This is a genomic window from Emcibacter sp. (assembly GCF_963675455.1).
Lineage (GTDB): Bacteria > Pseudomonadota > Alphaproteobacteria > Sphingomonadales > Emcibacteraceae > Emcibacter.
In genome coordinates, this window is record NZ_OY776217.1 from 2,622,624 (window position 1) to 2,641,580 (window position 18,957).

Consider the following 18,957-nt stretch of genomic DNA (forward strand, 5'->3'; position numbering starts at 1 on the left):
GAAATCAGTGGGTGGTTTTTACTGGCCGCGCTCGGCCTGGCCGGCGAAGTTGATGGCTTCCTCGGCCGCGCGGAACAGGGCCCGGGCTTTATGCTCACATTCGGCATATTCGCTGTCCGGGTCGCTGTCGGCGACAATGCCGGCCCCGGCCTGCACATACATGATGCCGTCACGGACGATGGCCGTCCTGAGCACAATACAGGTGTCCATGCTGCCGTCGACGGAGAAATATCCCACACCCCCGGCATAGATGCCGCGTTTCTCCACCTCGAGCTCGTCAATGATTTCCATGGCCCGGACCTTTGGCGCGCCACTGACGGTGCCGGCCGGGAAGCCAGCGGCCAGAGCCTTGAGGGCGTCATATTCCGGGCTGATTTCCCCGCGCACGTCGGAGACGATATGCATCACATGGGAATAATACTCGATGATCATCCTTTGCGTGACCTCGACCGTGCCGACCTTGCTGACCCGGCCCACGTCATTACGACCCAGGTCCAGCAGCATCAGGTGCTCGGCAAGTTCCTTGGGATCACTGAGCAGGCTTTCGGCATTCTGTTTGTCTTCGAGCGCCGTTTTGCCGCGCGGGCGGGTGCCGGCGATGGGGCGCACGGTCACTTCATTGTCGCGCAGGCGCACCAGGATTTCAGGGCTTGAGCCGATGACAGCAAAATCGCCGAACTTCAGGTAATAAAGAAACGGCGAGGGGTTGGTTCTTCTCAGCGCCCGGTAGAGCGCGAAAGGCGGCAGGTCAAAGGGACAGGAAAAGCGTTGTGACAGCACCACCTGGAAGATGTCGCCGGCGCGGATATATTCCTTGGCCTTTTCGACCATTTCCTTATAGCGTTCCTTGCCGGTGTTGGAGACGGGGTCCTCAAGTTCCAGATCTTCCTGCAATGACTGGCGGGATATCTGCAACGGGCGCTCCAGCGCTTCCTCGATGGCGGCAAGCCGTTCCCCGGCCCGCAGGTATGCTGTTTTGGCGTCCACATTGTCTTCGGGGCGCACCGGTGTGACAATGGTCAGCAGGTCAGTGACCGCGTCAAAGACCACCATGATGGTCGGGCGCACGAAAATACTGTCGGGAAACCCGAGGGCGTCGGGATTGGGTTCGGGCAGCTTTTCCATCAGCCGCACCATGTCATATCCCATATAGCCGATCAGGCCGGCAGCTGATGGCGGCATGCCTTCCGGCAGGTCCATTTTTGATTCTTCGAACAAATCGCGCAGGCTGTCGAGTGAACCTTTGATCAGGGTTTCAAAAGCGTCGTCATCCTGTCTGCGGGTCAGGGCCTGGCGGTTGATTTCCGCCTTGTCGCCACGGCAGCGCCAGATGATGTCCGGTTTCAGGCCAATGAAAGTGTAACGGCCGCGAATGGCGCCGCCCTCAACGGATTCCAGCAGGCTGCCGAACGGTTCGTCGCTGGCCAGCTTGACAAAGGCGGAGACCGGCGTTTCCAGATCAGCCACTTGGGTCGACCAGACAAGCTGGGGGTTTCCGGCCTCATAGGCTGCCTGGAATGTTTCGAAATCCGGTGAGACAGGCATATACCGTCCTTGTTGTTATTATTCGCCGGCGCTTGACATCTGGTCGAGGACTGCTTTCACAACCCGGTCATTGACCTGAACGGGCAGGGCCTCGGTCAGATAATTGCGATAGGCGCTGAGGATCTCATTCTGATAGACCCGTGACATGGCACCCTGCAGCTCCGGTACATTTTCCGGGACAGTTTCCGGCATGGTTTTGGATTTAATCTGCAACAGGACAAAGCCATTCTGGTCGGCCGCCCGGCTGGAAGTAATCTCGCCGGTTTTGGCGGTGAAGATGGCTTCCATCACCTGGGCTGAAACCTTGCCGGTGCGGTCATCGCGGGAGACGGTCACCGTGTTGATGGTGGCGCCTTCAATTTCTTTTGCCAGCACCGCCAGCAGTTTGCCTTCGCCTGACTGTTCGACGATAGAGTTGGCCATGGCTTCGGCCTTGTTGAGCTTTTCATCATAGGTCCATGAGGTTCTGACAGCCTGGGAAACTTCGTCAAAGGGGCGAAGGTGTTCATCAACGATATCGTTAACGGCAACGGCATAGAATGAGTCTTCGCCCGCCTCATCCAGAGTCGGATCGTCACTGGGGTCAATCTCAAAAGCGCGGGACAACAGCGACGGCACTCCGGGCAGTCCTTCGGCCATCTTGCCGTCTGGTGAAAAACCGTTGCGGTCGGTGAGGGCGCTGGTTTTCAGTTCCAGTCCAAGATTGTCGGAAATTTCCTGCAGGCGGGCGCCGCCGGCGAGTTCGTCTTCCACCTTGTTGGTCATGTCATAAACATGATCCATGGCTTTCTGATGCTTGAGTTCCTTTTCCAGCTCGGGGCGGACTTCCACGAAACTCCTGGCACTTCCCGCCTCAATGGCAATGACATTGAAAATGTACCAGCCGAAGTCTGTTTCGACCGGCTCCGTCACACCTTCACCAGCCAGGCTGAATACTGCCGCAGCAGCAGCTTCGCCATAGACATCTTCCAGGTCAGCCGGGGACTGGTTCCCGATGTTGGAATCTTCGAGGGTCTGGTCGCTGTGCTTTTCCACCACATCAAGGAAGTTCATGCCTGCTTTCAGATCGGCAACGGCCGCGTCGGCTTCTTCCCTGCTGTTGAGGATCAATTGCTGCAGGGTCCGCTTCTCGGGGATCGTGTAGGTGTCCTTGCGTTCCTCATAAAGGTCAAGAACGTCCTGTTCATCCAGCTGGATGGCATCGGTAAACTGGTCAGGGGAAATGATAATATAGCTGAGGGACCTATATTCGGGCGCCATATAGCGGGATGAATGCGCCTCGTAATAAGCTTTCAGGGTTTCATCGTCTGCCGCCGGAATGCCTGTGATGTCGGTGGCCCGGATGGTCACCACATCGGCGGTCCGGCTTTCGCGTTCAAATTTGTAAATGGTTTCCAGTGCGGCGCGCGGCACCTGGATGTTGGAGACAAGGCTGGTGACAAAATCCTGACGGACAAGATCTTCGCGCAAAACTTCCTCAAACTGTTTCGATGTAAATCCCTGGCTCTGGGCGATACGTTCAAAGGTAAAGCGGTCGAAGATACCGAGGTCATTCTGGAAGGTTGTCTGGGATATGATGTAATCGCGCAGCCGTTCGTCCGAAATTCTGATTCCGACCTGACGACCCGCTTCATAAAAGGCTTTCTGGTTTACCTGGGTCTGTAGCACCTGATTGGCCAGTCCCATGCGGATCGCCAGCTCCTGTGTCAGTTCGCCATTGTAATTCTGTTGTTCCCGGTATAGGCGGGCCTGGAACTGACGGGCGAAATCCTGTGCGGTAACTTTGTCTTCTCCGATGACGGCGACATTGTTTCCTCCCTTGACAAAGACGTCACGCCCGATACCCCAGAGGGCAAAGCTGGCCACAAGAACACCAAGCAGGGCAAGAGTGAAGAAGGATGATAGTCCGCTGCGGAAAAAATTTAACATTAAATCTGAACCTGTAATGATTGATTGTTTATTTATTTCCCCGGTACCGATACTTCCCCGCCCGGAAATTTGGGGCATGATAATAAGCTACCCCCCTGTTCGCAACAGGAAAGAGCAGCCAGTAGAGGCTTTTTCTTGAAAGGAAGTGGAAATGACGAAGCATTTCTGTTAGGGAACGTGAGTTCATGAGATAAAAAGGAAGGAAAATCACCCCATGGCCACCCCGAAAGCTCTTGTTGCCGGTAACTGGAAAATGAACGGCGTTACCGAGAATCTTGTCGAGATCGAAAAATTGAATGATCTGCTCGGGCAGGGGGCTCCCGGCTGTGATGTGCTGATATGTCCGCCCTTCACATTAATACATCAGTCCATGCAGGTGGCCGGAGATCATGTGGAGATTGGCGCACAGGATTGTCATGCCAATATCGCAGGGGCTCATACCGGTGACATTTCAGCTGCCATGCTCACGGATCAGGGATGTAAATATGTTATCGTCGCCCATTCGGAACGACGCACGGATCACGGCGAGACTAATGAGATGGTCCGCGGCAAGGCGGATGCAGCCCAGAAAGAGGGCCTGACGGCCATTATCTGTGTTGGTGAAACCGAGGCGGAACGGGATGCCGGCGACGCCCTTCCGGTGGTCACCTCCCAGGTTCGGGAGTCCATTCCCGCGGAGGCAGTGGTTGCCAACACAGTTGTGGCCTACGAACCGGTATGGGCGATCGGAACAGGCAGGACCCCGACCACGGCGGACGTGGCCGAGGTACATGCCGCCGTTCGCGAGGTGTTGATCGAACGTTTTGGCACCGAAGGCGCGAACGTGCGCATCTTGTACGGTGGTTCGGTAAAACCGGAAAATGCACGCGAACTGATGTCCGTAGACAATGTAAACGGAGCACTGGTAGGCGGTGCAAGCCTGAAGGCCGACAGCTTTTATGGCATTATTCAGGCTTATGATTGATCGCGCAGGGCAGTTGGCAAAAAAAAACTAGCCAACTGCTATGCTTTGGAGTAAAAGCCGTCTGGTATTTAAATATCAGCTTTAAAGAAAAAGAGTTTTAAAATGCAAGAAGTCATTCTTGTTATACATCTGATGTTGGCGCTTGCCCTGGTCGTTGTTATTCTGTTGCAGCAATCTGAAGGCGGGGCGCTGGGTATCGGTGGGGGACCTACCGGGTTGATTTCCAGTCGGGGTGCGGCTAATCTGTTATCCCGAACAACGGCAATTTTGGCGACAGGTTTTTTCGTCACTAGTCTCGTTCTAGCTATTATGGCCAAAGAGGATGTCGGAACAGATTCTGTCCTTGATAAACCGGTCGAACAAAGCACAGAGCAGCCTGAGGAAGAAATCAAGATCCCTGAAGTGCCTGTTTCAGAGTAAATGCCCCAGATCGGGTATTAAGCCAAACACACAAAAAGTTTGTTCGGGAATTTAAAAGACCCATGACGCGTTATATTTTTATCACTGGAGGTGTTGTTTCTTCTTTAGGGAAGGGCCTCCTGTCCGCCGCTTTGGGCGCACTTCTTCAATCCCGGGGCTACTCTGTCAGACTGCGCAAGCTTGATCCTTATCTGAATGTGGATCCGGGCACCATGAGCCCGTACCAGCATGGTGAGGTTTTTGTGACCGACGACGGCGCCGAAACCGATCTGGACCTTGGTCATTATGAACGATTCACAGGTGTTCCCTGTCATCAGAGTGACAACGTCACTTCCGGCCGAATCTATCAGCAGATCATTGACCGGGAACGCCGGGGCGACTATCTGGGTGCCACAGTCCAGGTCATTCCCCATGTCACGGATGCGATTAAAACCTTCACCACGAGTGATGTGCCGGAAGGCACGGATTTTGTCCTGTGCGAGATTGGTGGAACTATCGGTGATATCGAAAGTCTTCCCTTTATGGAAGCCATTCGCCAGTTGGGATATGAACTGGGCCGGGAAAAGGCCATTTTTGTCCATGTTACCCTGGTTCCGTTTCTGTCTGCCGCTGGCGAACTGAAGACAAAGCCGACACAGCACAGCGTCAAGGAATTGCGCAGTATTGGTATTCAGCCGGAAATTCTGGTCTGTCGGTCCGAACACGAAATTCCTGATTCAGAACGGCGTAAAATTGCCCTCTTCTGCAACGTCCGGGAGTCTGCTGTAATTCAGGCGCTTGATGCGTCCAGCATCTATGAGGTGCCGCTGAATTACCATGCCGAAGGGCTGGATGATGAAATTCTGTCTGCTTTCGGTCTTGATCCCGCAAAGACCTCTATCGACCTGTCCAGATGGCATGAGATTGTCGAACATGTGAATAATCCCGAAGGGGAAGTCACGATTGCGATTGTCGGTAAATATACCGAACTGAAAGATGCCTACAAATCTCTGATTGAAGCCCTCGTTCATGGCGGGTTCGCCAATAACGTGAAAGTGAATATTGAATGGTTTGACGCCAAGATATTTACGGAAGAGGATGTGGCGGCACTCCTTGAAAATGTCGACGGCATTCTGGTGCCGGGCGGTTTTGGCGAACGCGGTGCAGAAGGCAAGATCGCCGCCGCTCAATATGCGCGTGTGCATAAAATCCCCTATTTTGGTATTTGTTTCGGCATGCAGATGGCCTGTATCGAGGCGGCCCGCAATCTGGCAGGCATCGAAAATGCCAGTTCTACAGAGTTCGGCGAATGCGAAAATCCGGTTGTCGGCCTGATGACCGAATGGCAGACCGAAAAAGGCACAGAGAAACGTTCCCAGGAAGATGATATGGGCGGCACCATGCGCCTGGGGGCCTACAAGGCCCGCATTCTGCCCGGAACGAAAGTATTCGAGGCCTATGGTACCGAAGCCATTTCCGAACGTCACCGTCATCGCTATGAAGTGAACATCAATTACCGTGAGCAGCTGGAAGCGGTCGGCCTCAAGTTTTCCGGCCTGTCACCCGACGGCCTGCTGCCGGAAATTGTAGAGATAGTGGACCATCCCTGGTATATCGGGGTGCAGTTCCACCCGGAACTCAAATCAAAACCCTTTGAGCCGCACCCCCTGTTTGCCTCTTTCATCGGGGCTGCTGTTAAACAATCAAGACTGGTATAGTGCCACCACCAGAACCTAGAGGATAACATGACTGCTATTATTGATATCACCGGCCGCGAAATTCTCGACAGTCGCGGCAATCCGACCGTTGAAGTTGATGTAACCCTGGAAACCGGCGCCTTTGGGCGTGCGGCGGTACCATCCGGCGCCTCTACCGGCGCCCATGAGGCCGTTGAACTGCGCGATGGCGGCAGTCGTTATCTCGGTAAAGGTGTTCTGAAGGCTGTCGAAGCGGTCAATGGTGAAATTTATGACGCCCTGACCGGCATGGATGCCGAAGAACAGGTTCTGCTGGATAAAGTCCTCTGTGACCTGGACGGAACACCGAACAAGGCTCGTCTTGGCGCCAACGCCATTCTTGGCGTTTCAATGGCCGCTGCCAAAGCTGCCGCCGATGAAGCTGCCCTGCCGCTTTATAACTATCTTGGCGGCCCGTCTGCCCGCGTTCTGCCTGTTCCGATGATGAACATCATCAACGGAGGTGAGCATGCCGACAATCCCATCGACATCCAGGAATTCATGATCATGCCCGTGGCGGCAGAGAATATTAAGGATGCCGTCCGCATTGGTGCGGAAATTTTTCACACGCTTAAGAAAAAGCTGTCCGATGCCGGTCATAATACCAGCGTGGGTGACGAGGGCGGTTTTGCCCCGAACCTGAATGGCACTGAAGACGCCCTCAGCTTTATCATGCAGGCCATTGAAGCCGCCGGTTACAAGCCGGAAGAAGAGGTAATGCTGGCGCTGGATGCCGCCTCCACCGAATTCTACAAAGGTGGCAAATATGTCCTGAGCGGCGAGGGCAAAACCCTGGACAGCCAGGGCATGGCCGAATACCTGGCAGACCTGACCAGGCGGTTCCCGATCCTGTCTATTGAGGACGGTATGGCCGAGGATGACTGGGAAGGCTGGAAAATCCTCACCGACCTGATTGGCGACAAGGTGCAGCTGGTTGGGGATGATCTGTTCGTGACCAATCCCGTACGTCTTGCCGACGGCATCAAAAAAGGCGTCGCCAACAGCATTCTGGTCAAGGTGAACCAGATCGGTTCCCTGACCGAGACTTTCGAGGCTGTTGATATGGCGCACCGGGCATCCTATACGTCCGTGATGTCTCACCGGTCCGGAGAGACCGAGGATGCGACCATTGCCGACCTGGCGGTTGCCACCAACTGCGGACAGATCAAGACCGGTTCTCTTGCCCGTTCCGACCGGCTGGCCAAATACAACCAGCTGATCCGTATCGAGGAAGCCCTGGGTGAAGCTGCGAAATATGCCGGGAAATCTATCCTAAGGTAATAAATTGCCTTCATTACAAGGCAGTCATAAAGAATGAGGCTCTGAAGGAAACTTCGGGGCCTTTTGTTTGGGGAGGTATAAAATTATCGATCCGCATCAGGGGCCCGGATGAGGTAAGGATGGCAGCCGATGCTTTTCTATGGCCTTCAAACATTCCTGCTACCAGATATAGTGTTCAGGCCTAGCGCCTTGACTCTAAAAGAAAAAAAATAACAAAATCACTTGACCCGTCGAATCACCTGTGATTCTCTAGGGGTATGAAAAAGATACAGGACATCATAAACCGCTTTCAGAAAATGGCTGTGCCTCTCGCCAGCCTGTTTGTGCTGTCCTATTTCGGCTTTCATGCCCTGCATGGCAAGAACGGTCTGCCGGCCCATGTTGAATTGCAGAAAGACATCGATACTCTTCAGGCAGAGTATGAGGAAATCCATTCCGTTCGCACGGAACTGGAGACTCATCTTGACCTTCTCGACAGCGATAATGTTGACCCTGACTACCTTGATGAAATGAGCCGGCGCTATCTCGGCTACAGTCATGAAGATGAAATTATCATTCAGGAAAATTCAACAACATCTTCATTTATGTAATTTTATTATAAATTACAGGTCAATATTCTGATTTTTATATCATAACAAAATAATATTTGGCTTTACGTTTCAAAACGTGAAATTAATCATTTCGCGGTTAATTCTATTTTTTTCTTGTTTTTCAATAACTTTTAACAATTAATATAGTAAATATGAAGTTGCAAAACATCAAAATATAGGCTGAAAAACATGGCAAACGATGTCTCGCCCCGTAAAAGTGGGGCAAAATCCTCTTTGAAAACACCTGCAAAATCCCCCGCAAAATCCCCTCGCCGCAGCAAGGCTGCTCCCCGCAAGGAATATGCGGCAAGTCCCGAGGAATTGCTCGAATTTTATCGGACCATGCTGTTGATGCGCAGGTTCGAGGAAAAAGCTGGCCAAATGTACGGCATGGGCCTGATAGGTGGGTTCTGTCACCTTTATATCGGTCAGGAAGCGGTTGTAACCGGCATTCAGGCGGCGTTGAAAGAGGGCGACAGCATCATCACCAGCTACCGCGATCACGCCCATATGATTGCCTGTGGCATTGATGCCAAGGAAATTCTGGCCGAACTGACCGGACGGTCCGGTGGTATCTCCAAAGGCAAGGGCGGTTCCATGCATATGTTCAGTGTGGAACACGGCTTTTACGGCGGTCACGGAATCGTCGGCGCCCAGGTGCCGATCGGGGCCGGGCTGGCTTTTGCCCATCAATATCGCGGTGTTGACAATGTGTCTGTTGTTTATTTCGGCGACGGCGCTGTCAACCAGGGCCAGGTTTATGAGACCTTCAACATGGCCGAGCTTTGGGGGCTGCCGGTTATTTTCATCATCGAGAACAACCAGTATGCCATGGGTACGGCGGTAAGAAGAGCTTCTTCCGAGGTTGAGCTGCATCGTCGCGGCGAAAGCTTCAAGATACCTGGAGAGGCGGTTGACGGTATGAATGTACTGGCGGTTAAAGAAGCAGCTGACCGGGCCGTGGAATGGTGCCGCAGCGGCAAGGGTCCGATCCTTCTGGAAATGAAAACCTATCGATATCGCGGGCATTCCATGTCCGATCCGGCAAAATACCGGTCCAAGGAAGAAGTTCAGAAAATGCGGGCGGAACATGATCCCATCGATCAGGTGAAGCAGCGTCTGCTGGACAGTAAAAAAGTTACGGAAGACGATCTCAAGGTGATTGACAAGGAAATCAAGGCAGTCGTAGCCGATGCCGCAAGTTTTGCCCAGGAAAGCCCGGAACCGGATCCGTCCGAACTCTATACCGATGTTTTGGCAGCAGAATAAGAAGGAAGACTGAAATGCCGATTGAAATATTACTTCCCGCCATGTCCCCGACCATGACCGACGGGACTGTCGCCAAATGGAATGTGAAAGAGGGGGACAAGGTCTCCGCCGGTGATGTTCTTGCAGAAATCGAGACCGACAAGGCGACCATGGAACTGGAAACTGATGAAGAAGGCACTGTCGGAAAGATTTTTGTACCGGAAGGAACAGAAGAAGTAGCCGTCGGCACCCGGATTGCAGTGTTGCTGGAAGAAGGCGAAGACGCTTCCGCGCTTGACGGCCTGTCCGATGCGCCGGCGCCCGCAGCCAAGGCCACACCTTCGGCTGAACCGGCAGCAGAGGTTCCGGCAGCCGAGGCTCCTGCGGCTCTGGCACCCGAGGAAGCTGCCCTGCCGGAAGGCACGACTTTCAAAAAAATAACCGTCCGCGAAGCCCTTCGCGATGCCATGGCGGAAGAGATGCGCAAGGACGGTGATGTCTTTGTCATGGGTGAAGAGGTGGCTGAATATCAGGGTGCCTACAAGGTCACGCAGGGACTTCTCGATGAATTCGGTCCGCGGCGGGTTATCGATACGCCAATCACAGAGCACGGGTTTGCCGGGCTTGGTGTAGGGGCGGCCATGGCCGGTCTGAGGCCGGTTGTGGAGTTCATGACCTTTAACTTCGCCATGCAGGCCATTGACCAGATTATCAACTCGGCCGGCAAGACAAACTATATGTCAGGCGGCCAGATCCGCTGCCCTATGGTATTTCGCGGCCCCAACGGCGCTGCCTCCCGCGTGGCAGCCCAGCACAGCCAGAACTATGCCTCATGGTATGCCCATGTGCCGGGTCTGATTGTCATCGCACCTTATGATGCGGCCGACTGCAAAGGGCTTCTGAAAGCGGCAATCCGCAATCCGAATCCGGTGATTTTCCTGGAGAATGAAATCACCTACGGACAGAGTTTCGAAGTCCCTGACGTGGAAGATTATGTGGTGCCAATCGGCAAGGCCAAGGTTGCCCGGGCCGGAACGGATGTCACGCTGGTCAGTTATTCCATTGGCGTCAGGACGTCACTGGAAGCCGCCGACAAGCTGGCGGAACAGGGCATCAGCGCCGAAGTGATCGACCTGCGCACCATTCGTCCGCTGGATATGGAAACGGTAATCAAATCCGTACAGAAAACCAACCGGGTAGTCTGTGTCGAGGAAGGCTGGGCCACCTGCGGTGTGTCAGCGGAACTTTCGGCCCGTATTATGGAAGAGGCTTTTGACTATCTGGATGCCCCGGTGATGCGGTGCGCCAATGAAGATGTGCCCATGCCTTACGCAGCCAATCTGGAGAAACTTGCCCTGGTAAACGCAGACAAGGTGGTCAAGGCCGCCAAAGCCGTCTGCTACCAGGATTAAGGGGAGAGAAGATATGCCAATCGAATTACGTATGCCGGCCCTGTCCCCGACCATGGAAAGCGGTACACTTGCCACCTGGTCCGTCAAGGAAGGGGATGCTGTGGAAAGCGGCACCATCCTGGCAGAAATTGAAACCGACAAGGCGACCATGGAATATGAAAGCATCGACGAGGGTGTCGTTGGCAAAATCCTGGTGCCGGAAGGAACCGAGGAAGTTAAAGTCGGTGAGCTGATTGCTCTTCTTCTGGAGGAGGGGGAGGATGCCTCGGTTCTCGAAGGATATAGCGCCAAAGCAGCTCCAAAACCTGCCGAAGCACCTGCTGTAACAGAAGCCCCGGCTGCAGCGAAAACTGCACCGGCAGTAACGACTTCTACACCGGCAGCAAAACCTGCTGCTACGGCTCCTGCGCCGGCAACAGGCGGACGGGTTTTTGCCTCACCCCTGGCCCGGCGTATCGCTGAGCAGCAGGGATATGATATTTCCGCTATTTCCGGCAGCGGTCCGCATGGACGGATCGTGAAGCGGGATGTGGAGGCCTTCAAGCCGGGTGCAAAATCGTCGGCGGCGGCGGTCGCTATGGGCGGAGTAGATATGGGCGTGGACGCACCTTATCAGGAAATCAAACTGTCCAGCATGCGCAAAACCATTGCCAAGCGCCTGACAGAATCCAAACAGAATGTGCCGCACTTCTATCTTGGTGTGGATATCGAACTGGATAATCTTCTGGAAGCCCGCAAGCAGCTTAATGCCATGAGCGACGAATATAAACTGTCCGTCAACGACTTCATCATCCGGGCCTGTGCCCTGGCGCTGAAAAAAGTGCCGGAAGCCAATGTTCAGTTTGCCGGTGATGTCATGCGCCAGTATGAACGCGCCGATGTGTCTGTGGCGGTTGCCATTGACGGCGGTCTGGTAACACCCGTGATCCGCGGGGCGGAACACAAGGGCCTGCGTCAGATTTCAGAGGAAACCAAGGCGCTGGCCAAGAAAGCCCGTGACGGCAAACTGATGCCTGAGGACTATCATGGTGGCACCTTCTCCATTTCCAACCTGGGGATGTTCGGTATCAAAACGTTCCAGGCCGTGATCAATCCGCCGCAGGCCGCCATCCTTGCCGTCGGCAGCGGCGAACAGCGGGCTGTGATCAAGAACGGTCAGGTGGTTTCGGCAACGGTGATGTCTGTCAACCTGGCCTGTGACCATCGAGCCATTGACGGCGCTGTCGGGGCCAGGTTCCTTGATGCAGTCAAGATCTTCCTTGAAACACCGTCCACCATGCTGCTTTAGGAGACCCGGAATATGTCTGCACAGAAATTTGATCTTGTTGTCGTGGGTGGCGGGCCCGGTGGGTATGTGGCGGCGATCCGTTCGGCCCAGCTTGGTCTGAAAACCGCCCTTGTGGAAGCGGAACATCTCGGCGGTATCTGCCTGAACTGGGGCTGTATCCCGACCAAGGCACTGCTGAGATCCGCAGAAGTCTATCATAATATGAAGCATGCGGCCGATTACGGGTTAAGCGCGGATAATGTCAGCTTTGACATTGAAGCAGTGATCAAACGCAGCCGCGGTGTGGCCAAGCAGCTCAATTCAGGCGTCAAAGGCCTGATGAAGAAAAACAAGGTCACAGTCTTTGACGGTTACGGAAAACTGGTCAAACCGGGACATATTGCCGTGGAAAAGGACGGCAAGAAAGTTGCCGACGTGGAAGCCGGTCATATCATCCTGGCCACCGGCGCCCGCGCCCGGGAACTGCCGCACCTGAAGGCGGACGGTGACCAGGTCTGGACCTACAAACACGCCATGACGCCGAAAGAAATGCCAAAATCCATGCTGGTGATCGGTTCCGGCGCCATTGGCATCGAATTTGCCAGCTTCTATAACGAATTTGGTGCCGATGTGACTGTGGTCGAAATGATGGACCGGGTGCTGCCGGTGGAGGACGAGGAAATCTCCGCCTTTGCCGCCAAGTCCTTCAAGGCCCAGGGCCTGAAACTGATGACGGAAGCTTCCGTGACCAAGCTGGACAGGAAAAAGAACAGTGTTGTCTGCACTGTTGAGGATAAATCCGGCAAGGCCCAGACCATCGAAGTGGAAAAGGTCATCCTGGCCATCGGCATTACCGGCAATGTGGAAGGCATCGGGCTCGAGGAAAACGGTATCAAGGTCGACCGCGGCCATGTGGTCACCGATGAGTGGGGCTTTACCGGCGTCAAGGGTGTCTATGCCATCGGCGACCTGACCGGTGCGCCCTGGCTTGCCCATAAAGCCAGTCATGAAGGTGTTATTGCCGTCGAAAAAATTGCCAAAGACCTTGGTAACAAGGAGATCAGGGACCTGCATCCCATGGACAAGTCCAACATCCCGGGCTGTACCTATTGCCGGCCGCAGGTGGCCAGCGTCGGTCTCACTGAAAAAGCCGCCAGGGATAAAGGTTTGAAAATCAAGGTCGGTCGGTTCCCCTTCATCGGCAACGGCAAGGCCATTGCCCTTGGCGAGGCGGAGGGCATGATCAAAACCATCTTTGATGAAAAGACCGGCGAACTTCTGGGCGCCCATATGGTTGGTGCCGAGGTGACCGAACTGATCCAGGGCTATGTTGTTGCCCGGACGCTGGAAACCACGGAAACCGAACTGATGCATACGGTCTTCCCGCATCCGACACTTTCCGAAATGATGCATGAATCAGTGCTTGACGCCTACGGCAAAGCCATCCATTTTTAGGCCAGACGCCAAATTTGAACAGGAAGCATCGTTGTGAGCAGTGAAAGCGATAAAGTGACCCCGATCAGGGACAATCAAAACCGTCTCCGCAAGCCGGACTGGATCCGGGTAAAGGCGCCGGTCTCCAAAGGCTATCACGAAACCCGCAAGATGATGCAGGACCTGAACCTGCATACGGTCTGTCAGGAAGCTGCCTGTCCAAATATTGGCGAATGCTGGGATAAAAAACACGCCACGGTGATGATCCTGGGGGATACCTGCACCCGGGCCTGCGCCTTTTGTAATATCAAAACCGGCAAGGGTAATCCGGTGGATCCTCTTGAACCGGACAATGTGGCTATTGCCGCCGGCAAGATGGGGCTCAATCATATCGTGGTTACGTCCGTTGACCGGGATGATCTGGAAGACGGTGGCGCCGATCAGTTTGTGAAGGTGATAAAACGGCTGCGGGAAGAAGCCCCGGGCACCACCATTGAGATCCTGACACCGGACTTCCGCAACAAACCTGGAGCTTTGGAAAAGGTGATCGAAGCCCGCCCCGATGTGTTCAACCACAACTTGGAGACGGTGCCGCGCAACTATACCCGCATTCGCCCGGGGGCCCGCTATTTCCATTCCCTGCGCCTGCTGGACCGGGTCAAGGAAGTAGACCCGACCATCTTCACCAAATCCGGTATTATGGTCGGTCTGGGCGAGACAAAGCAGGAAGTGCACCAGGTGATGGATGACATGCGGTCCGCCAATGTGGATTTCATCACTATCGGCCAGTATCTGCAGCCGACACCACGCCATGCGACGGTGGAGGAATTTGTTAAACCTGATGATTTTGCCAATTACGCCCGGGTCGCCCGCGCCAAGGGGTTCCTGATGGTGTCTGCATCGCCGCTGACCCGCTCTTCCCACCATGCGGGATCTGATTTTGAAAAGCTGAAGGCCGCGCGGGAGGAAAAAATCGCCAAAGAGGGGGCAAAAGCCTTGAAGGTTTCTGGTGATGCACCAGTGGACATTGAGGAAATGGCCCGACTTAATCCCAACCAGTCAGAATCCTCTGAAGACTGATGCCCAGATTTGAAGACAAACGCGATCTGCCGTACCGGGCCGAGCAGATGTATGATCTGGTGGCCGATGTCGGTTCCTATCAGGAATTCCTGCCCTGGTGTCAGGGAACCCGGGTTTACAATCGGAAAGACAAGGATTTTCATGCGGACCTGATCATCGGTTTCAAGATGTTCCGGGAGCGTTTTACCTCCCATGTCCATCTCGGGGACAATGTAATCGAGGTCAAATATATCAAGGGGCCGCTCAAATATCTGGTTAACAGCTGGCAGTTTACCGAGCGGGAATATGGCGGTTGCCATATTGACTTTCTGGTGGATTTTGAATTCAAAAACCGGCTATTCGAGAAAATGGTCGGGGCGCTCTTCTCCGAAGCGGTCAGCCATATGATTCAGGCATTCGAGAATCGGGCCCACGAACTCTACGGAAACGCATAAAGAAACACCCCCTCGAAGGAGGGGGGGTTTCAAAAATTATCTGTGAATGATCAAGCGTTTTTGCGTCGACGCATCAGGCCGAAGCCGACAAGGCCAAAGCCCAGCAGAGCAAGCTGTGCCGGTTCAGAAACGTCTACATCACCAACGCGACCGAGTTCATATTCTACATTGATAACGCCTGTTGTGCCGTTTTCGGTCCAGAGGTCATGGGCCATTCCCAGAAACTGGAAACCAAGCCGGCTAAGGGTAATATTAAAACCACCAAGAGTTGTAGCGTAGTCTCCGCCAGTATTATTGTAAGGAGTTCGGCCATCGGCCCAGCCAAGGATGCCGACAATGTCACCGGTTTCAAAATAAAGGTTGGTTTCCACGGACAGAACGTCTTCCCAGTAGCCGAGTGACGTGAAGTCATTTGTTGTGGAAAAAAATTCCGGCGGTGTGGAGTTCAGCAATACGATCTCGAGTGTGCTGTCCTGTACACTATCCAGCGGGAAGGAAATTCCAGTGATTGTAAATTCTGTCGGGGCAACAAACCAGAACCCCCGTGTGGAGCTCCCGCAGCAGCCGGATCCTGAAGTAACGCCCACATCAAGGGCTGTGGCTGAAGCCCCCTGGATGCCGAAAAACATGCTGCTGGCAACGGCAGCCGCCATAACTATTTTTTTAAGAACTTTACTCATTATTTTTCCTCTCTTTCTAAATACATATAAATATTTAAGCAATTTACATGCCATTTATTTAACTATATGAAAATAAAGGGGAAAAGATAATGTATGCATTTGTTAGTGTGCAATAAGTGTAAATTTTTCCGACAGTTGAGAGGGCTGATTTTACAGTAAAGTAACATCGGGAATGAAAAGCCGGGATTACTTTCACAAAAGGACAGGCTCATGCTGGTGAAGATGAAACCAGTCTTTATTTTCCCGGTTTTTCATGCGACAACTGTGAAATATAAATATTTCCACTTGAAAGTATGAAATTGAGTAACGCGGCAGACGTCACGCAGGACAACAAGAAAGATATTGCCAAAGGGGCAGGGGCCAATTTCGGCGGTTTTCTGATCCGGCTGGGTGCACGGATTCCCTTCCTTCTGCTGGTCGGCCATCTTTACGGTGCGGGTATTTTCGGACAATTTGTTTTCGCTGTGACCTATGTGGAAACCCTGTCGGTTCTGGCGGTTTTTGGTTTCAAGCGCTCCATCTTTAAATTCCTGAACGGACATATCCGTGACAGGAATATGCCGGAAGCCGGCACGGCCGTGCTCAACTGCCTGATGATTGTCCTGAGTTTCGCTGCTCTGATTGTGCTGGCAACCTATCTTGGCAACCCGTTGCTCGATAGTTTGTTCGGGAAGGATATGGCCGCTGCTGCCTTGATTCTTGCGCCTGCTATCCTGCTGTATTCGCTGACGGAAATCCTGCTGGCTTCAACCAGGGCGTTCCGGATGATGCGCTATGAGATTTTCACCAAGAGCATTATGGAGCCTTACAGCCTGCTGATTTTTGGGACTATCTTCTATTTTCTCGGGATGAAGGGACAGGGGCTTCTGTTTGCCTATCTATTCATGATTAGCTTGTCTTTCAGCTCGGCTCTCTACGGATTTTTTCGTATATTTTCCATCTCCCATCTCAGGGGTTTCATTCCGGACTTTGGATTGATCCGGTCGATGTTGACCTTTTCCGGGCCAACGGCTGTTTATGATCTTGGCAACTTTTTCCTGCAGCGTATCGATGTATTTCTTTTGTCCGGACTGACTTCCAGCTCAACAGTCGGCATTTACGGCATGGCCCTGAATGTGGCGACTACAGTCAAGAAAATCCGCCAGAGCTTTGATCCGATCCTGGAGCCGGTTCTGTCCCAGTCGGTAGAGAGTGACGACTTGAAGAAGACCGTCAGTGAAATGGCCCAGGTCAGTTACTGGATGGCATCGATCCAGGTGATTATTGTCGTTCTTCTGTTTTTCTATGGTTCGGCATTAATGTCGCTTTTTGGATCCGACTTTGCAGTCGCCGGTCTTATACTCTCCCTTATTATCTTGGGGGATGCGGTTAACGGTTCCCTCGGCATATCCGAGTTGTTGCTGCTGTATAAACGACCGTCGATAAATCCCATGATCATTGCGGTGATGACACCCTTTCATCTGGGGCTTTGTTATCTGCTGATAGGCCTGTTAGGCGGGGAAGGTGCAGCACTCAGTATCCTGATAACCTACGTGGTGATGAATATCCTGCGTCTTGTCATAGTCAGGAGATTGTTTGAAATCTTCCCGTTGGATGCTAGACTGTTGCGACCACTTTGTGCTGGCGGAGTAGCGATTTTAATGTTGAGTATGGGAGGACGGGTTATTCAATTAGACTCTTTGCCGGGTGTCCTGGCAGGTCTGCTTGTTGTTATCCCCTGTTATTTTGCATTGATATTCCTGTTTTCCTCCACAGTTGAAAAACAAAAAATAAGATCTCTTTTGCCTGTCGGGAGGACGGTGAATGAATAGTATCGATACCGCGTCACTGCCGGCCACAGCCAACTTTCATGCCTGTCTTATTGCTTCCGGCAGCGGTGACAAGCCGCTGATAAATATGACGATACGCCAGCGCATTCTGAAGCAACTCTGCGACCTTGACATATCCATTATTTATGTTTTGGGCGAGGCAGAAGAAGCGGCAGAGATCTTTGCCAATGAAAAGAAAGCCACGCTTGTATTTATTAAGGATGAAGCCGAGTTCTCAACGTTGGTATCAGATGACCGGCCCTGCGTCAGGATCCGGGATGATGTTGTTTACCCTGATGTTTACCTGAAGCAACAGTTTGAGCTTGTGTCTGCTGACTGTGAACTTCCGGTCGAGGGTGGCTACCCGGTTGCCGCGCATGGTCGCTCGGAGCTCGAGCGGATAATATTCAGTAACCTGGCCAAGGAAACCGACGGCATCGTTTCAAAAACCCTGAACAGGCCGGTTTCCGGGCTGATCAGCCGGATGCTGGCACGAGCCGGTTTCTCGCCGATGACGTTTACCTGGGTAACGGGTTTGCTTTCATTGCTCATGCTGTGGGCTCTTCTGTCTGACGGCACTTACGCGATTGTCGGGGGCTGTTTGCTGTTTCATCTGGTTTCCGTCCTCGACGGCGTCGACGGGGAAATTGCCAGGTCCACCTATACGAAGACCGCACTTGGGGCCCGTCTGGATACCGGACTCGATATGATGGCGAATGTGATGTTTATGGGCGGCCTGCAATATGCCCTGTGGAATTTCTATGGTGCGGAGTTTCTGGTCTTTGGCGGCTATATCATTTCCCTGGTGTTGAGCGGCATCCTGATGATGACGTCCTTGCTTTATTTCGGCCCCGGCGGCGGCAGTTTTGATGTTCTCGCCCAGACCATCCGCAAGCGACTGGGCAATCATCCCTTTTGGCTCGCCACCTTCAACAATCTGAACTATTTCTTCAAGCGGGACTGTTTCGCCTTTATCTTTGCGATTGTTGGTCTTTTGGGGCTGGAAAGACTCATTCCCGCCAGCCTGATTTTCGGGCTGATCGTCTGGAATGTGGCGATCCTGTTTAACGCCCGTTATATTCTGGCCCAAAAGCAGGAAAAAGTGGTTCCCATTCCGACAGACCTAAACAAGCTCAATTAAAAATATCGG

The 18,957-nt window shown here is 53.2% G+C and carries 16 protein-coding genes; 13 read left to right on the top strand and 3 right to left on the bottom strand.

What is annotated here, in order from left to right:
- Positions 1 to 18: 18 nt before the first annotated feature.
- On the bottom strand, positions 19 to 1,545 hold the full coding sequence (trpE, locus tag ACORNT_RS12155; RefSeq protein WP_321391091.1) for an anthranilate synthase component I: 1,527 nt from the start codon (positions 1,543 to 1,545) through the stop codon (positions 19 to 21).
- 18 nt (positions 1,546 to 1,563) lie between these two features.
- Positions 1,564 to 3,474: a SurA N-terminal domain-containing protein gene (locus ACORNT_RS12160; protein ID WP_321391094.1), complete on the bottom strand. Its 1,911-nt coding sequence runs from the start codon at positions 3,472 to 3,474 to the stop codon at positions 1,564 to 1,566.
- A 214-nt stretch (positions 3,475 to 3,688) separates the two neighbouring features.
- Here ACORNT_RS12160 and tpiA point away from each other — a divergent pair, with 214 nt between their 5' ends.
- From tpiA to ACORNT_RS12215, 11 genes are all read left to right on the top strand, one after another.
- Entirely contained in the window at positions 3,689 to 4,438 is a 750-nt protein-coding gene (tpiA, locus tag ACORNT_RS12165) for a triose-phosphate isomerase (protein WP_321391098.1), read from the top strand.
- A 102-nt stretch (positions 4,439 to 4,540) separates the two neighbouring features.
- Entirely contained in the window at positions 4,541 to 4,858 is a 318-nt protein-coding gene (gene secG, locus ACORNT_RS12170) for a preprotein translocase subunit SecG (protein WP_321391099.1), read from the top strand.
- A 62-nt stretch (positions 4,859 to 4,920) separates the two neighbouring features.
- Positions 4,921 to 6,555 carry a CTP synthase gene (locus ACORNT_RS12175; RefSeq protein WP_321391103.1) on the top strand — a complete coding sequence of 545 codons (1,635 nt, stop codon included), beginning with the start codon at positions 4,921 to 4,923 and terminating at the stop codon, positions 6,553 to 6,555.
- Between the two features lie 27 nt (positions 6,556 to 6,582).
- Positions 6,583 to 7,854 (top strand): phosphopyruvate hydratase, encoded by a 1,272-nt coding sequence (gene eno / locus ACORNT_RS12180; protein WP_321391106.1) that lies wholly within the window; start codon positions 6,583 to 6,585, stop codon positions 7,852 to 7,854.
- Between the two features lie 257 nt (positions 7,855 to 8,111).
- Complete coding sequence (locus ACORNT_RS12185) at positions 8,112 to 8,444, top strand: septum formation initiator family protein (RefSeq protein WP_321391108.1); 333 nt, start codon at positions 8,112 to 8,114, stop codon at positions 8,442 to 8,444.
- 189 nt (positions 8,445 to 8,633) lie between these two features.
- Positions 8,634 to 9,713, top strand: coding sequence for a pyruvate dehydrogenase (acetyl-transferring) E1 component subunit alpha (pdhA, locus tag ACORNT_RS12190; RefSeq protein WP_321391110.1), 1,080 nt, complete (start codon positions 8,634 to 8,636; stop codon positions 9,711 to 9,713).
- Positions 9,714 to 9,727: 14 nt separating this feature from the next.
- A complete protein-coding gene (locus ACORNT_RS12195) occupies positions 9,728 to 11,104 on the top strand; it encodes a pyruvate dehydrogenase complex E1 component subunit beta (RefSeq protein WP_321391113.1) in 1,377 nt (458 codons plus the stop codon).
- 13 nt (positions 11,105 to 11,117) lie between these two features.
- Positions 11,118 to 12,392 (top strand): pyruvate dehydrogenase complex dihydrolipoamide acetyltransferase, encoded by a 1,275-nt coding sequence (locus tag ACORNT_RS12200; RefSeq protein ID WP_321391115.1) that lies wholly within the window; start codon positions 11,118 to 11,120, stop codon positions 12,390 to 12,392.
- Between the two features lie 12 nt (positions 12,393 to 12,404).
- Positions 12,405 to 13,826, top strand: coding sequence for a dihydrolipoyl dehydrogenase (lpdA, locus tag ACORNT_RS12205; protein WP_321391118.1), 1,422 nt, complete (start codon positions 12,405 to 12,407; stop codon positions 13,824 to 13,826).
- Positions 13,827 to 13,859: 33 nt separating this feature from the next.
- Positions 13,860 to 14,885: a lipoyl synthase gene (gene lipA, locus ACORNT_RS12210; RefSeq protein ID WP_321391120.1), complete on the top strand. Its 1,026-nt coding sequence runs from the start codon at positions 13,860 to 13,862 to the stop codon at positions 14,883 to 14,885.
- A complete protein-coding gene (locus ACORNT_RS12215; RefSeq protein ID WP_321391123.1) occupies positions 14,885 to 15,319 on the top strand; it encodes a type II toxin-antitoxin system RatA family toxin in 435 nt (144 codons plus the stop codon). The genes lipA and ACORNT_RS12215 overlap by 1 nt, the downstream gene beginning before the upstream one ends.
- A gap of 50 nt (positions 15,320 to 15,369) precedes the next feature.
- On the opposite strand, the gene ACORNT_RS12220 is transcribed toward ACORNT_RS12215, so the two are convergent.
- Entirely contained in the window at positions 15,370 to 15,999 is a 630-nt protein-coding gene (locus ACORNT_RS12220; protein WP_321391126.1) for a PEP-CTERM sorting domain-containing protein, read from the bottom strand.
- Positions 16,000 to 16,292: 293 nt separating this feature from the next.
- Between ACORNT_RS12220 and ACORNT_RS12225 the strand changes: the two genes are divergently transcribed.
- Together ACORNT_RS12225 and ACORNT_RS12230 are read left to right on the top strand one after the other, a co-directional pair.
- Complete coding sequence (locus tag ACORNT_RS12225) at positions 16,293 to 17,810, top strand: oligosaccharide flippase family protein (protein WP_321391129.1); 1,518 nt, start codon at positions 16,293 to 16,295, stop codon at positions 17,808 to 17,810.
- Positions 17,803 to 18,948: a CDP-alcohol phosphatidyltransferase family protein gene (locus tag ACORNT_RS12230; RefSeq protein ID WP_321391132.1), complete on the top strand. Its 1,146-nt coding sequence runs from the start codon at positions 17,803 to 17,805 to the stop codon at positions 18,946 to 18,948. The genes ACORNT_RS12225 and ACORNT_RS12230 overlap by 8 nt, the downstream gene beginning before the upstream one ends.
- The last annotated feature ends 9 nt before the right edge of the window (positions 18,949 to 18,957 follow it).